Origin of the sequence: Thermotoga sp. 2812B (assembly GCF_000789335.1) — a bacterium.
GTDB lineage: Bacteria > Thermotogota > Thermotogae > Thermotogales > Thermotogaceae > Thermotoga > Thermotoga maritima.
Genome location: NZ_CP003408.1, coordinates 86016 through 100635 on the forward strand (window position 1 = coordinate 86016; position 14620 = coordinate 100635).

At 45.7% G+C, this 14620-nt stretch carries 14 protein-coding genes and 1 tRNA gene; 3 read left to right on the top strand and 12 right to left on the bottom strand.

Annotation, left to right across the window (positions count from 1 at the left end; all coding sequences use genetic code 11):
* Positions 1 to 94: 94 nt before the first annotated feature.
* Genes gyrB through T2812B_RS00510 form a run of 8 tightly spaced genes read right to left on the bottom strand, consistent with a single transcriptional unit; the run spans position 95 to position 6655 of the window.
* Positions 95 to 2005 (bottom strand): DNA topoisomerase (ATP-hydrolyzing) subunit B, encoded by a 1911-nt coding sequence (gene gyrB, locus T2812B_RS00475; RefSeq protein WP_008193016.1) that lies wholly within the window; start codon positions 2003 to 2005, stop codon positions 95 to 97.
* A complete protein-coding gene (locus tag T2812B_RS00480; RefSeq protein ID WP_008193015.1) occupies positions 1986 to 2291 on the bottom strand; it encodes a DUF721 domain-containing protein in 306 nt (101 codons plus the stop codon). The genes gyrB and T2812B_RS00480 overlap by 20 nt, the downstream gene beginning before the upstream one ends.
* On the bottom strand, positions 2288 to 3109 hold the full coding sequence (locus tag T2812B_RS00485) for an aminotransferase class IV (RefSeq protein ID WP_008193012.1): 822 nt from the start codon (positions 3107 to 3109) through the stop codon (positions 2288 to 2290). The genes T2812B_RS00480 and T2812B_RS00485 overlap by 4 nt, the downstream gene beginning before the upstream one ends.
* Positions 3069 to 4373 (bottom strand): tRNA (N(6)-L-threonylcarbamoyladenosine(37)-C(2))-methylthiotransferase MtaB, encoded by a 1305-nt coding sequence (gene mtaB / locus T2812B_RS00490; protein ID WP_008193010.1) that lies wholly within the window; start codon positions 4371 to 4373, stop codon positions 3069 to 3071. Before mtaB ends, T2812B_RS00485 begins: the two co-directional genes overlap by 41 nt.
* Positions 4370 to 4822: an HPP family protein gene (locus T2812B_RS00495; protein ID WP_008193009.1), complete on the bottom strand. Its 453-nt coding sequence runs from the start codon at positions 4820 to 4822 to the stop codon at positions 4370 to 4372. Before T2812B_RS00495 ends, mtaB begins: the two co-directional genes overlap by 4 nt.
* Complete coding sequence (locus tag T2812B_RS00500; RefSeq protein ID WP_008193006.1) at positions 4823 to 5782, bottom strand: 1-phosphofructokinase family hexose kinase; 960 nt, start codon at positions 5780 to 5782, stop codon at positions 4823 to 4825.
* Positions 5783 to 5811: 29 nt separating this feature from the next.
* On the bottom strand, positions 5812 to 6453 hold the full coding sequence (locus T2812B_RS00505; protein WP_008193004.1) for an ATP-binding cassette domain-containing protein: 642 nt from the start codon (positions 6451 to 6453) through the stop codon (positions 5812 to 5814).
* A gap of 31 nt (positions 6454 to 6484) precedes the next feature.
* Entirely contained in the window at positions 6485 to 6655 is a 171-nt protein-coding gene (locus T2812B_RS00510; RefSeq protein WP_004080827.1) for a hypothetical protein, read from the bottom strand.
* A gap of 127 nt (positions 6656 to 6782) precedes the next feature.
* Here T2812B_RS00510 and T2812B_RS00515 point away from each other — a divergent pair, with 127 nt between their 5' ends.
* The 3 genes from T2812B_RS00515 (at position 6783) to T2812B_RS00525 (ending at position 9872) form a co-directional block, all read left to right on the top strand.
* The gene (locus T2812B_RS00515; protein WP_008193002.1) at positions 6783 to 7754 is read left to right on the top strand and encodes a radical SAM protein; all 972 of its coding nucleotides are present in this window, start codon (positions 6783 to 6785) and stop codon (positions 7752 to 7754) included.
* Positions 7755 to 7835: 81 nt separating this feature from the next.
* Positions 7836 to 9284, top strand: a complete 1449-nt coding sequence (locus tag T2812B_RS00520; protein ID WP_004080829.1) for a radical SAM protein — start codon at positions 7836 to 7838, stop codon at positions 9282 to 9284.
* Between the two features lie 15 nt (positions 9285 to 9299).
* Positions 9300 to 9872 (top strand): TetR/AcrR family transcriptional regulator, encoded by a 573-nt coding sequence (locus T2812B_RS00525; RefSeq protein ID WP_004080830.1) that lies wholly within the window; start codon positions 9300 to 9302, stop codon positions 9870 to 9872.
* Positions 9873 to 9890: 18 nt separating this feature from the next.
* On the opposite strand, the gene pheT is transcribed toward T2812B_RS00525, so the two are convergent.
* From pheT to T2812B_RS00545, 4 genes are all read right to left on the bottom strand, one after another.
* A complete protein-coding gene (pheT, locus tag T2812B_RS00530) occupies positions 9891 to 12257 on the bottom strand; it encodes a phenylalanine--tRNA ligase subunit beta (RefSeq protein ID WP_008192999.1) in 2367 nt (788 codons plus the stop codon).
* 15 nt (positions 12258 to 12272) lie between these two features.
* Positions 12273 to 13250 carry a phenylalanine--tRNA ligase subunit alpha gene (gene pheS / locus T2812B_RS00535; protein ID WP_008192998.1) on the bottom strand — a complete coding sequence of 326 codons (978 nt, stop codon included), beginning with the start codon at positions 13248 to 13250 and terminating at the stop codon, positions 12273 to 12275.
* Positions 13251 to 13283: 33 nt separating this feature from the next.
* Positions 13284 to 13372: transfer RNA gene (locus T2812B_RS00540), tRNA-Ser, on the bottom strand.
* Positions 13373 to 13398: 26 nt separating this feature from the next.
* On the bottom strand, positions 13399 to 14586 hold the full coding sequence (locus T2812B_RS00545; protein WP_008192996.1) for an iron-containing alcohol dehydrogenase: 1188 nt from the start codon (positions 14584 to 14586) through the stop codon (positions 13399 to 13401).
* Positions 14587 to 14620 lie beyond the last annotated feature (34 nt).

Below are 14620 nucleotides of genomic sequence, written 5' to 3' on the forward strand. Positions count from 1 at the left end.
ACACGTTCTCTGCGATTCTGTAAAGTGAAATTCACAAAGAACAGAATGTAAAGAACAATCATTGTGATGAAAAGGACCCTCAAGGACCTCATGACTAGATATCCAGCTCTTTCACTTTCAAAGCGTGTCTTTCTATGAACTCCCTTCTACTGGATGGATCGTTACCCATAAGAATTTCAAAGAGTCTATCCGCTTCTTCGGCATCTTCTATAGTTACCCTTATGATTTTTCTCGTTTCCGGATTCATCGTTGTTTCCCAGAGCTGTTCAGGGTTCATCTCGCCGAGTCCTTTGTACCGCTGAATTTCGATCCTTTTTCCCTGGAGTTTCTCTTTGTATTCCGCCAGCTCCTGGTCGCTATAAACGTAGAACTCTTCTTTTCCAGCTTTGATCCTGTAGAGAGGTGGGAGCGCTATGTATATCCTACCCTGTTCGATGAGGGGTCTCATGTATCTGTAGAAGAGTGTCAGAAGGAGAGTTCTTATATGTGCACCATCTATATCGGCATCGGTCATGATAATAATTCTACCGTATCTGAGCTTGCTTTCGTCGAAATCGTCTCCTATGCCCGTTCCCACTGCAACAATTATGTCACTGATCTGCTCGTTTTTCAGTAATCTATCGAGAGATGATTTTTCCACGTTCAAAATCTTTCCTCTTATGGGAAGAACAGCCTGAAATTCCCTGTCTCTGGCCTGTTTTGCTGATCCACCGGCAGAGTCACCTTCTACGATGAAAAGCTCTGTTTTTTCCCTATTTGTGGAACTACAGTCCGCCAGTTTTCCGGGAAGTGTTGTGTTTTGGAGAACGTTTTTCCTTCTCACCATCTCCCGAGCTCTTTTTGCCGCTTCTCTTGCCTGTTTGGTGCTCATGATCTTTGAAAGAATTGTTTTCACGAGCTCGGGATTCGCGTCGAATATTTTTTTCAGTTCCTCTCTCATAGCCTTGGTTACCGCTTCCTTGACTTCTTCGTTGCCGAGTTTTGACTTTGTTTGCCCTTCGAATTCGGGGTTCTTCACGTAAACACTGATAACCGCCGTGAGGCCTTCTCTAACATCCTCACCTTGGAAGGAATCGTCTTTCTTGAGAAAATTATGTTTTTTCCCATACTCGTTCATGAGTCTTGTGAGGGTGCTCTTAAAGGCTGTAACATGAGTTCCACCATCGACGGTTTTTATGGTGTTTGCAAAAGACACGATATCCTCGGAATACGAATCAGTGTATTGAAAGGCGATCTCCACTATCACTTCATCTTCACCATTTTTTGTTTTCACTTTTTCCGTTCTCTTTATGTGTATCACATCGTGTAGAGCTTTTTTCCCACGGTTCAAATACTTCACATACTCCACTATGCCTCCATCGAATTTGAAGGTTTTCTTCTCTCCGTTTATTCTGTCTTCGAATTCTATTTTGAGTCCTGGTACTAGGAAAGCTATCTCTCTCAATCTGTGTTCGAGTATGTCGGGATCGAACTCTGTCTCCGAAAATATGAGGGGATCGGGTTTGAATCGAACGATCGTGCCGTGCTTATCGGTTTCTCCTATCACTTCCACAGGTGTGACCGGTTTACCCCTTTCGTATCTTTGTCTGTAGATCTTCCCGTCACGATGTACCCGCACTTCCAGCCACTCCGAAAGAGCATTCACCACCGATACACCAACACCGTGCAGGCCACCGCTTATCTTGTAGGAATCCTTGGAGAATTTTCCGCCCGCATGAAGAACCGTGAAAACCACTTCCAGAGCGCTTCTTCCCTCTTCCGGATGTATGTCAACGGGGATTCCCCTTCCGTTGTCCTCGATTTCCACACTTCCATCTTCATGGAGAGTCACACGTATCCAGTCACAGTATCCAGCGAGTGCCTCATCAACACTGTTGTCAACCACTTCGTACACGAGGTGATGCAATCCACGTTTGCCCGTGGATCCTATGTACATTCCGGGTCGCATTCGGACAGGTTCCAGTCCTTTTAAAACCTTTATACTTTCAGCGGAGTACTTTTCCATCTACTTTTCCCCTCCTGAACTTTATATCTCTGAACAGTTCTTTGCCCGATCTTTCATTCAGAATTTTGAGCAAGCGATCTTTCTGCATGGTGAGTTCCGTCATCCACAGCGAATCATCGCAAACAACGTAAACTGTCCCGTTCTCCACTTTTTCCACCTTCGTGTGCCTCGCTATCACAGGTCCAACTATCTTGTCCCATTCAGAAAGGAGCATCTTTATCTTCAATTCAAAAAAAAGAGGTTGTTTGGTGGAAAGCTCATCAAGCAGCTGTCTGAGAAGAATCATATTCCCACCCAGTTTTCCTCCAGATTTAAGACAAAAGGCTCAAAGTTCTCCAGCAAAGTCGCTGTCACAGGTCCTGGCTCTTCCTCGAAAAACGAGTGCTCGTTCAACCTTCTGACAGGAACCACTCCCGCACTTGTGTGTGTGAGAAACATTTCATCCGCTTCGAACAGTTCCCACACCCACACTACTCTTTCTTCAACAGGTATCTCGAGACTTTTTGCGAGCTTTATAACGTTTTCCCGTGTGATGCCATCCAGAATACCACTGTCGAGCGAAGGTGTGATCAATTTGCCTTCTTTCACCAGAAACACATTGCTGAAGCTTCCTTCGCAGACCTGCCCGTTCAAACCGAGCAAAATCACATCGTAGCAGTCCACTATTTCCCTTCTTGCAAGCACTATGTCGGTACGTCCAGTTATTTTTAGAGCTGGTGGAGTAGAAAGATCCGGTATTCTTCGAACGTTCGATATTTTCACCTCGACTCCTGTCTCCAGGTCTGGTATATTGAGCGGTGAGAACACAAAGAGAACCTCCCCGGAATCAGGGAAAAGATAGACCTTGATTCTCACTTCTTGTTTGAACTCATCAGCCCCCGTCTTCAGCACTTTTGTAAATTCATCGAAACTCAGAGAAAGAGGAAGATTAAAGAAATTGGCAGATCTTTTCAGCCTGGTGTAATGTTTGTAAGCCGCAAACGGGACCCTACTGTAAGTTCTCAGAGTTTCATACACCGCTCCCTGGAGCGACTTTTCAAACAGAGAGAAATCCAGTGAAATTTCATCCGCGCGCCGGAACTTTCCCCTCCACCATATCAGCACGACAGGAAATCACTCCCTCTTCTGAAAGGGATTTCACCCTCACACTATGAAATTCTCCCACTCTATTTCCTACAAACTCGTGCTTCACGTAGTACTCGTCATAGCCAGAAAGAACACCTTTCATAACGTACCACTCAGCGAGTACTTTTCTTTCTTTCCCAATGATTCTCTTCCTGTACCTGATAGAAACATCTTTCGCTTTCTCTTTTAAAACATCCAGACGCTCTTTCTTCTTCGATTCGGGAACACCGCCTTCCATTCTGCTCGCTGGAGTTCCGGGGCGTGGTGAGAATCGGAAAATGTGTACTCTGCTGAACTCCACTTTCTCCACCAGTTCAAGAGTTCTCTGGAAGTCGGCATCCGTTTCTCCAGGGAAACCAACGATTATGTCCGTTGTTATTGAAAAATCTGGATCGATACTTCTCAATTTGTCAACAACACGCATGAAATCAGAGATTCTGTATTTTCTTCCCATCCTTTTCAACACATCGTCGGATCCGCTCTGAACCGAAATATGAAGATGCGGACACAGTCTGGGGTTTCTCTTGAAAGCCTCCACAATTTCGTCGTTCACGTCTTCCACATTTATGGAGCTGAGACGCACACGATAATCTCCAGGAATTTCTTCCACGATCCTCAGAAGCTCAGCTAGGGAAGAACCCATGTCTTTACCGTATTTTCCAAGGTTGACACCGGTTATTACGATCTCTTTGTAACCTTTCATTACCATTTCCGCGAATTCCTCTTTGAATATTTCGAGCGGCTTACTTCTGATTCTTGTGCCACGGGCCAACCTGATAGCACAGTAGGTGCAGGTGTTGTCACACCCGTCTTCAACCTTTATGTAAGAACGGGTTCTGTCTTCGAAACTTCCTTTCACTTTCTCGTAAACGGGTCTGCCGGGTTCAGATACAACAACCTGTTGTTTGCCATTCAAGGAGTTAATATGATCCACTATGTGTTTTTTCTCATCGATTCCCAGAATCATGTCCACCGGAAGATTCTTTGCCTCATCCGGAGAAAGCTGGGCAAAACATCCAGTGAGGATGATTTTTGCGTTCTTGTTCCTGTTTCTGATGCTCTTTATCAATCTCTTCACTTTCTTCTCGACTTCCTTGGTAACGGCACAAGAGTTCACTATATAGTAAGCAGCATTCCCGTCGGGTAAAACCACGTACCCGGCTTTTTCTAACTGTTCAGCCATGTATTCACTTTCGTACTGATTCACCTTACAGCCGAAGGTCTCTATCCTGACAGTTTTCATATCTCAAGCTTTCCCTCCGAAACTACCCTCAGAATATCTATTCTTCTCACTATACCAACGAGCTGCATAGCTTCGTCAACAACAGGAAGCGATTTAAAGCCGTGTCTTATGAGATAATCAGCTGCTACGATAAGAGGATCGTCTTCTTTCACAACAACGGGAGGCTTGTTCATAAAATCAGACACGGGTCTGTCTTTTATTTTGACTACGTTTCTTATCAGCTGGTTGGTGTCTGGAATGAACGAAGCAGATCTCAAAAGCGAGAAATAACTGGGCACAAGGGCCTTTATGAGATCGCTCTCGCTGACAAAACCCACTACTCTCATATCATGGTCGACAACAGGAACTCCTGAGAGGTTCTGTCTGGAAAGAAGCTTTATCACTGTTTCAACCGTTTCATCTTCAAAAACAGCGGAAATATCATAGATGACGGCATCCTTTACCCTCATTTACTTCACCCTCTCTACGGTGAAGTGATCGTATTCCTTCTTTATCGCCTCAAGGTCGGGCATGTATTTTTCCTTTCTTCTAGTGGCAGCCAGTGCGGAGGCAAAACCAAATTTTGCCATTTCGAGGAAGTTGGCTCCGTGTTTAATGAAGTAATAGACCATACCAGCTACATATGCGTCTCCCGCACCCAGAAGATGTGATGTGTCTATTTCTTCTTTGGATCTTATAAGCCAGACCCCTTCTCTTGTTGCAACAATATCGTTCTTCACTTCGTATGACACCACGGAAACCTGCGATTTTTCGGCGAGCTTTTCGGCGAGTTTCACGTAATCGTCAAAGGTTTTCAAATCAACACCAAGAAAAGAAGCATGATTACCTCTCAAATCTGGTTTCACGACGTTGGGAAATTCTGGACCCTCATAAATTCTTTCAAGCAATCTGGGAGTCTGTTCGACAAAAACAAAGATTCCCCTTTCACGCGCGAGTCTCACCAGTTCGTTGCATATTCCCTCGTTTACTCCCGGTGGAATACTCCCCGATATAACAACGCAATCGACTTTCGAAAGCGTCATCTTGTATCTTCTCAGAAAGTGATTCACATCCATATCCGTAACATCCGGACCGGGAAAATTGATAGCGGTTATTGTTTTATTCTTTTCATCGATTATTTCGATGTTTTCCCTCGTTTCTCCCTCCACGTAAACAAAATTCGTTGTGATCAGCTTTGAAATTTTTCTCAATTCTTCCACAAGAATCTTTCCCATGTACCCACCCACGAATCCGGTGGCGACTGACGGCACTCCCAATTTGGAAAGAGCTATAGAAACGTTTATACCCTTTCCACCTGGGGACATTTGAGTTTTAGAAAGATCTCTTATTCTGTACAGCCTGTTCACCTGGAAATCTTCTATGAAAATTTCCCTGTCTAAAGCGGGATTGAGGGTCACCGTCAGGACCATACGATCACCTCGAAGTCAAAAGTGAGGAGTCACATTCTCAAAACAAAATCCTTTGGACTCCCCGTATAATTGATTCTACCATTATTCAGTATCACCAACAAATCGGCGATGTAGAGAAACCTCTGAAGAATGCGGGTGGATATGACAAAAGTTCGTTCTTCCTTCATCTTGAGGAACATGTCCATTATCTTCTCCAGATTTTCATCGTCCAGGTGATCCAGCAGACAGTCCATTAAAATAACGCGAGGCTTTTTCTGCTCGAGAATGAAAAGAAGGAGGGAGATCTTTTCGGCAGGCGAAAACACAGAAAGGGGGGTCTTTTGACCGCGGACGAGCATCTTCAGTATTCCAAGATCATCGAGTTTCTCGGAAAAATTCTCCAGAGAAATCTTTCTTTTCAGAGCGAGTTTAAGAAATTCATCGAATGTGTATTGGTTCATCGCATCGATGAAGCTCGTATCGAGATACAGAGCGTTTTTTCTAACGTAAATGTCATCAAGATCCTCAACGTTTTGATCGAACAAATAGACGGAACCGCTTCTGGAAATCTCATTGAATATTTCGGTGTTCAACTTGACAATTGATCTGAGGAGGGAAGATTTCCCAGATCCTCTTGGGCCGTAAAGGACGTTCATTCCTTCAACAAAGGAAAGAGTAATATTCTCAAGCACACTTTTACCATCCACGGATAAGGAAAAGTTTTCAAATCTTATCGGAAACTTTCTGCTTTTCATCGTTATCTCTTTCTTTCTTCTCGTCAAGGCCCAAACGTCTCTTTATTTCCCTGAGAGCACTTTCATCTCCATCGGTCATCAATTTGAGCAAATCTATCTGCGATAAAACACGGGGATTTCTGGATACTTTCTTCTCCAAGAGGCATCACCTCGTTTTTGATTCTAACCCCAAACCTTTAATTGGACTTGTATGGATCATTACAATTAAAACCCGGAGAATGTAATAAAACGTCTCCAGGGTTAAAATCTATCCTGGAGGTGATTGGATGCGAAACCCACCTTTTATTGTGGAATACGAACTGACACTGCGATGCAACTTCAGATGTAAACACTGCTACTGCGAGGCCGGAAAACCACATCCTGAAGAGCTGAGTTTCGAAGAAATAAAGGAACTGATACTCGATATGAAAGAATTGGGCACCTGGGCTCTCGATATTGTGGGTGGCGAACCTCTTCTTCACCCTCAAATACTGGATATTCTTGCCTTCGGAAAAGAGGTCGGACAGCGTCTCATGATCAACACCAACGGTTCGCTCGCCACCAAGGAAATGGTACAGAAAATAAAGAAGGCCAATCCCGACGTGCTTATTGGAGTTTCCCTTGAAGGACCAGATCCTGAGACCAACGACTTTGTGAGAGGAACCGGAAACTTCAAAAGAGCAGTTCAAGGCATCAAAAACTTCGTGGATGAAGGGTTTCAGGTCACCATTTTGAACGTGATAAACAAGAGAAACTGGAGAAAGTTCGAAGATATGGTAAAACTCGCACTGGAATTGGGAGTTAATGCTTTGTATGTGGATAGGTTCATACCGGTTGGAAGGGGCATGATCCATGCAAGAGAACTGGATATGAATCCCGAGGAGTGGAGAGTGGCTATAAAACACGTCCTTGGAGTGATAGAAAATTACAAAAACCATTTGACATTTTACGTGGAAGAATCTATATCAGGAAAGCCGTGTTCCGCAGGAATCACACATGCATCGGTTCTGGCCGATGGCACAGTCGTCCCCTGTGGGCACTTCAGATACAGAAAGGAATTCTACATGGGGAACGTTAGAGAAAAGAAATTCTCGGAAATCTGGCACGAATACACTCCCATTCCTTCCCCGGCTTCCTGCCAGCAGTGTCCCATCCTGAACGAATGCGGTGGAGGTTGCAAGGCTTACTACTTGCTGAGAGAGCACGAAAAAGACGAAGCTATTTGTTTCCTGAACAAAGAACGGTACAACATAAAGTAACTTAAATGAAACTCGATTGTTATTATGTGTGCATAGAATATTTTTACCGACCGGTAAGTAAAAAAATATGGAGGTGGTTGGATGGCAGTAGGTGGAATCAAAGGAATGATCTATCGTCAGGCGGGAAAACTCGTTGGCTCATTTGTCAGAAACGCTGAAGTGGAAACTCTTGGAAAAATCTTCGGTACCCTGAGTATGTTCACGAAGGAGCCCGCGAAGAGCGGCCTTCGAAAACTGGCTGACCTCGCAAAAGAAAGACATCCCATGGTGATGTCATGGGTGAACGTTTTCAAAAAAGCAAGTCCAAGGTGTGTTGAAGGGGTTATAAACAACCTGATCATCAACGAGTTCGCTCTCGGAGAACCTATCAGGCAGGAAAAGATGCACGAGTACAAAACGGTGCTCCCAAAACTCCTCGTTCTGAGCCCCACATACGCTTGTAATCTGAACTGTGTTGGGTGCTATGCGGGACTTTACGGTAGAAAATACGAGCTCTCCCACGATGAAGTCAGAGACATCTTGAAACAGGCCAACGACCTGGGAATATACTTCTTCATCATCACCGGTGGTGAGCCCTTCTTCTGGCCTCACCTGATGGACATATTCGAAGAGTTCAAAGACAGCTACTTCCTCGTTTACAGCAACGGAACTCTGATAAAAGAAGAAACCGCTAAGAAACTCGCAGAACTTGGAAATGTGACGGTCTCCATATCTGTGGAAGGATTTGAAACCGACACAGACTGGAGAAGAGGAAGGGGAATATTCAAGAGAGTCCTCGAAGCCTGGGAAAGGCTCAGAAGACATGGTGTGATCTTCGGAGCTTCTGTGACGGCAACACGAATGAACCACGATACCATAATGAAAGATGAATTCTGGGACTTTCTCGAAGAACAGGGAGTTTCTTACGTGTGGGTTTACCAGTTCATGCCCGTGGGAATGAATCCAACGATGGACCTCGTTCCCACACCACAGCAGAGATACGAAAGATTCCACAAACTCGAACAGCTCAGACTCAGCGGAAGATTCGCTTTCGTTGCCGACTTCTGGAACCACGGGTTCCTCACCAATGGCTGTCTCGCAGCAGGTGCCAAGTACCTCCACATAAACGCGAAAGGCTATGTAGAACCCTGTGTCTTCCAGCAGTTCGCGGTGGACAGCATTCGTGAGAAAAAACTCATCGACATCTTGAGATCACCGTTCTTCGAAGCCTACAAGAGGATGATCCCTTACAGCGACAATCTCTTCAGACCGTGTCCGATAATTGACAACCCGAAAGTCTTCAGAGCCATGGTGAGAGCCTTCAACGCAAAACCACAGCACGAGGGATCCGAAAGGGTCATCACAGATCTCGCGCCCGAACTGGACAAACTCGCAGCCGAATGGAAGAAATACGCAGACAAACTCTGGTACGAAGAAGGTTACTCCGAGATCTATCCTGCCAACAGAGGAGTTTACAGCTACGAAGTGAGAATGAGGAGGTACGCAGACAAAGAAAAACTCCTCGCAGTGGATAAACGCTACAGGGACTGATGTGGAGGGATTGAATTGAGCTCCGAAACAAGGAGGAAAATCCTCGAAGCGGCGAGGAAGGCATTCTCAAAATACGGCTACGATGGAGTAAGTATGGAAGAAATCGCACGTGAGGCCGGTGTGAAGAAGGCCCTCATCTACTACTATTTTCCGAGCAAAGACAAACTCTTCGAAGAAGTCTGGAGAGAAGCACTCGAGGAGCTGGAGAGCCATCTTTTCGCCGTCACCGAAGAGACGAATTCTTACTTTGCGAAGATAAAGAAGTTTCTGAAGTCCTACGTTGATTTTGTCCTGAATAAAACCGTTTTGAACGAAATCATCGAGAAAGAAAAATCGACCGTCAGATTCGAAGAAGAAAAATGGTCGAAACTCAGAGAACGTTATGAAAGCTTCATAAAGCGAGTCGAAGAACTCATAGAAGAAGGGAAGAAACAAAACTACGTTTACAAAGATCTCGATTCCCGGGCCGCTGCGGAACTGATAGTCAATTCGTTCGGAGACGTTCCAAAGGATAAGAGACTGCTTCAAAACATCCAGGAAATGATACTCAGAGGACTGCTCAATGTGAAAACAGAAGAGGGGCGTTAGCCCCTCTTCATTTTAATTTCAGAATCTCCTTCTTATTCCAAATTCTCGTTCTGCTTTCTGCACCATCTCTTCGAAGATTTTATTCACCTCTTCATCGGTCAGGGTTCTTTCTGGATGTCTGAACACCACATATAAGGTAACGCTCACCATATTTTCCGGGATCCCTTTACCCTCATAGATGTCGAACACTCCCACTTCCTCCACCAGATCTCCTCCGCTCTTTTTGAAAAGTTCGATGATCTTCACAGACTCAAATCCTTTCGGGAGCAGGAAGGAGATATCTCTTCTCACAGCGGGAAATCTCGGTGTGGGCCTGTAAGCGGGTCTCTTCGATGCGTATTCTCTCAGAAGTTCCATGTCTATCTCGAAGAAGTAGGTATCCTCCTTCACATCGTACTCATCGAGGAGCTTTGGATCGACCATTCCAATGAAACCGATCTCCCTGTTTTCCACGTAGATACGAGCGGATCTGGTTGGGAACAATCCAGGTATCTCTACAGCTCTGTATACGACGTTCACTCCGAGCCTGAAGAAGAGCTCATCGAGAACTCCCTTGATCGTGTAGAAGGACACGCTTCTTTTATCGGTGTAGTCTCCCGGATTTTCCAGTCCACAGCTCATGGCAGAGAGTGTCTCTATCTCCCTGAAGTTTCCATTCTCCTTGAAGTAAATCTTTCCAATCTCGAAGAGCTTCAGATCTCTGTTCTGCCTCTTGAAATTTTCAGCGAGCACTTGTATCAGGCTGTAAAACTGTGACGTCCTCATTACGTCCATATCTGAAGCGATTGGGTTGGAGAGAGCTATGGGTTCTCTGTCCACCAGAGGCCACTTTTTAACCTTCTGGGAGTCCACAAAGGAGAAGGTCACCACTTCATCGAATCCCATTCCTTTCATGAATTGAGAAATTTCCTTTCTGAAGAGCTGTTTCTCGCCCCAGCCGCGGTTTACCGCGGGAACGCTTATCACTTTCGACTCGACTTTTTCGTACCCGTAAATCCTTCCTATCTCTTCTATGAGGTCTATCTCCCTTTCAACATCGGGCCTGAAGGTGGGAACAAGGACTTCGTAACTGTCTCCTCTGTCTTCCACCTGGAATTCAAGTCGTCTGAGAATATCGCCCGGCTCTTCAACTTTCGTTCCCAGTATCTTTTCGATCCTGGCTTTTCTGAGCATCACCTTTTTGGGCTCTATCTTTCGAGGATAAACATCCCAGAATTTCTTGAGAACATGGCCTCCGGCCAGCTTTTGAATCAATTCTGCGAGTCTCAAAGATACGAGCTCCACATCGTTTGGATCCACACCACGTTCGAACCTGTAAGAAGACTCAGAGCTGATTCCAAGCACTTTGGCTGCCTTTCTTATCCTCACAGGATCGAAGTAAGCCACTTCCAGCACCAGATCTCTGGTGTCATCGTACACACCAGATTCCATTCCTCCCATGATTCCGCCAAGTGCGAGGACGTTCTCACCGTCCGTTATCAAGATCTCTCCGCCCTTCAGTTCGTACTCCTTTTCATCGAGTAGCAGGACTCTTTCTCCACCTCTTGCAGATTTCACAACGATTCTTTTATTTTTGAGCCTGTTCAGATCGAACGCGTGAACGGGATGTCCCAGCTCGATCATCACGTAGTTCGTGGCGTCGACCACGTTGTTCAGAGAACGAACCCCTGCCGCTACGAGCCTCGCCTTCATCCAGATCGGTGAATCTTTCACGGTGACACCTTTCATTATTCGAGCAGAGTATCTGGGACAACCTTCCACGTCTTCTATCTCCACATCGAACTTAACATCTTCATCCACAAAAGAGACATCGGGTTGAGGCTTCTTCAAGGGCCTTCCGCTGAGGGCAGAAAGCTCTCTCGCAACACCAATAATCGAAAGACAATCAGGTCTGTTCGGAGTTATCTCTATGTCCAGGACTCTTTCGTTGAGTCCATATTTCTCTACCACGTTCACACCGAGTTCCACGGGCTCAGGGAAACGATAAACCCGGTCGGATTTTTCCTCAAGTCCCAATTCTTCAAGTGAGCAAAGCATACCCTCCGAGATAACCCCTTTGAACTCACGAGGCTCTATCCTGAGACCGTTGTTCAGGGTGGATCCTTCGAGAGCCAGTATGACGTAGTCTCCTTCGTTCACGGTTTTATCGGCTGTGATGACCGTGTAGATTCTCTTTCCGGTGTCCACCTTGCACACTATGAGCTTTTCTGAAGCCGGATGATCGAAGCGTTCTATCACCTTCGCTGTGATTATCTCTCCGGAAACGTTGAACGGTCTCAGAATATCCTCCACACTCGTGCCAGAAAAAGTGAGTTTTTCCGCTATTTGCTCAATGTCCCAGTCGAGATCTACGAATTCTCTGAGCCAAGACTCGGGAACTCTCACCTCATCACACCCCCATCAGTAGCTGCTGAGAAATCTCACGTCGTTTCTGACAAACTCTCTTATGTCTGTTATGCCGTACTTCAGCATGGCGATTCTTTCCACTCCCATTCCAAACGCGTAACCCGTCCATTCTTCCGGATCGTATCCTACATTCAAAAAAACGTTCGGATCGACCATGCCTGCTCCCAGAATCTCCAACCATCCGTACCCGGAAAGATAGACATCCACCTCAAAACTCGGTTCCGTGAACGGGAAAAAGCTCGGCCTCAAACGCACCTTCGCACTCTCGCCGAACATTCTTCGAGCGAACTCTTCGAGGGTGAATTTCAAATGAGCCACGCTGAGATCTCTATCTACGTGCAACCCTTCCACCTGGTGAAACATGGGAAGGTGCGTTGCATCGTAGTCTCTTCTGTAAACTTTTCCGGGTGATATGATAGCGATGGGAGGTTTTCTCTCGAGCATTGTTCTGATCTGAACGGGAGAAGTGTGAGTTCTGAGAAGGAGATCATCCGTTATGTAGAAAGAATCGTGTTCGTCCCTGGCTGGATGCCATTCCGGTGTGTTCAGTGCGTCGAAGTTGTGCCAGGTTGTTTCGATCTCCGGTCCTTCCACTACATCGAATCCCATCGATACAAAGATTCTCTCTATCTCTTCCATAACCTTCAGAACAGGGTGAGAATGTCCAAGTTTCCTCCTTGCCCCCGGTACTGTGACGTCTATTCTCATTTTTTCCATCTTTTCCTGTTCGAGTATCCTTTGGATTTGCTGTCTCTTTTCTTCGAAGAGTTTTTCTATCTTCTCTCTGAGTTCGTTCACTCTTTTACCGTAGGCAGGCCTTTCTTCAGGTGGGAGATTCTTGAGGTTTTTCATCAAGCCAGTGATTTTTCCTTTCTTCCCGAGAAATTCTATCCTGAAACTTTCCAGCTCTTGAACGTTCGATATCTTCGATAATTTCTCGATGGCTTCCTTTTCGACGGCTTCTATCTCCATCTCTCGTACCCCCTGTTCTGTTATACAAAAAAATGGCGGAGGCGGTGGGACTCGAACCCACAAGGGCCTCACGGCCCACCGGTTTTCGAGACCGGCTCCTTAGCCAGTTCGGACACGCCTCCGCGTCCTTCCATCTTCATATTTTATTTCATTTCGCCGCTAATTTCAATATTTCACGAACGTCTTCTCTTTCGAGCACCATTATTCTTCCCAAACTCGCTCCTTTAGGTTTCAGATTCTTTTCCACAAGAAGCATGACGTTGTCCACGATCTTGTCTATGTCTTCTTCTGGGATTCCCGCATCTTTGAGGGACACAGGAGCTCCTACCTTCTTCAGCCAGTTTTTGAAAGCTTCTATCCCTTTCAGGATCAGTTCCTCTCCCTCACCCTCAAATCCGAAGATTTTTTTCGCAAACCTTTCGAACTGCGCAGGATTCTTTCTGTACACATACTTCATCCACGCCGGAAACACAATGGCGAGACCCGCTCCGTGTGCAATATCGTAAAGAGCGCTGAGGGAGTGCTCAATCCTATGGCAAGCCCACTCTCCGCCCCTTCTTCCGACTGCCATCGTTCCATTGAGGGCGATCGTTGCAGACCACGCGAGATTTGCCCTTGCTTCGTAGTCATCCGGTTTTTCTATCAACCTTTCTGTCATTTTCATGATCGTTCTGATAGTACCTTCCGCTATTTCGTTGGAGATCTCAGGACTGCTCCCATCGAAATAGTACTCGAGGATGTGTGAGATCGCATCCACCGCTCCATAAACTGTTTGTTCTTTTGGAAGAGTGAATTGAACAGAAGGATCGATTATGGATACTTTTGGATAGAGAGCCTTCGAACTCACTCCATATTTTTCCTTCGTTTTCTCGTTCGTTATCACAGCGTTACCGTTCATCTCCGTTCCTGTCGCCGAGATTGTGAGCACGTCGAAAATAGGAAGGGCTTTCTCGATCTGGTATTTACCGATAAAAGCATCCCATATGTCGCCTTCGTAAAGAGCACCAGCCGCTACTGCTTTTGCAGAATCCACAACGCTTCCTCCACCAACACCAAGAACGGCCTCCACCTTTTCTCTTTTCGCCAACTCAACGGCTTCGTGGACCTTGGAGAGAACCGGATTCGGCTTGACACCAGATACTTCTACCCACTCTATTCCGTGCTTTTTCAGTGAATCGACAACCTGATCATAGACACCGTTTCTCTTTATCGATCCGCCACCGTATAGGAAAAGGATCTTTTTGATTCCCGCGTTCTTTATCTCTTCTCCTATTTTTGGAATCGTTCCTCTTCCAAAGACGATCTTCGTGGGATTGTGGAAGACGAAGTTCTCCATCGATTACCACCTCCTCATTTCGATTGTATCACGA

Excerpts from the sequence above, each read along its gene's own strand:
- gyrB (WP_008193016.1), bottom strand. The coding sequence starts at position 2,005 with ATGGAAAAGTACTCCGCTGAAAGTATAAAGGTTTTAAAAGGACTGGAA.
- T2812B_RS00480 (WP_008193015.1), bottom strand. The coding sequence starts at position 2,291 with ATGATTCTTCTCAGACAGCTGCTTGATGAGCTTTCCACCAAACAACCT.
- T2812B_RS00495 (WP_008193009.1), bottom strand. The coding sequence starts at position 4,822 with ATGAGGGTAAAGGATGCCGTCATCTATGATATTTCCGCTGTTTTTGAA.
- T2812B_RS00545 (WP_008192996.1), bottom strand. The coding sequence starts at position 14,586 with ATGGAGAACTTCGTCTTCCACAATCCCACGAAGATCGTCTTTGGAAGA.
- pheS (WP_008192998.1), bottom strand. The coding sequence starts at position 13,250 with ATGGAGATAGAAGCCGTCGAAAAGGAAGCCATCGAGAAATTATCGAAG.
- T2812B_RS00520 (WP_004080829.1), top strand. The coding sequence starts at position 7,836 with ATGGCAGTAGGTGGAATCAAAGGAATGATCTATCGTCAGGCGGGAAAA.
- T2812B_RS00500 (WP_008193006.1), bottom strand. The coding sequence starts at position 5,782 with ATGGTCCTGACGGTGACCCTCAATCCCGCTTTAGACAGGGAAATTTTC.
- T2812B_RS00515 (WP_008193002.1), top strand. The coding sequence starts at position 6,783 with ATGCGAAACCCACCTTTTATTGTGGAATACGAACTGACACTGCGATGC.
- mtaB (WP_008193010.1), bottom strand. The coding sequence starts at position 4,373 with ATGAAAACTGTCAGGATAGAGACCTTCGGCTGTAAGGTGAATCAGTAC.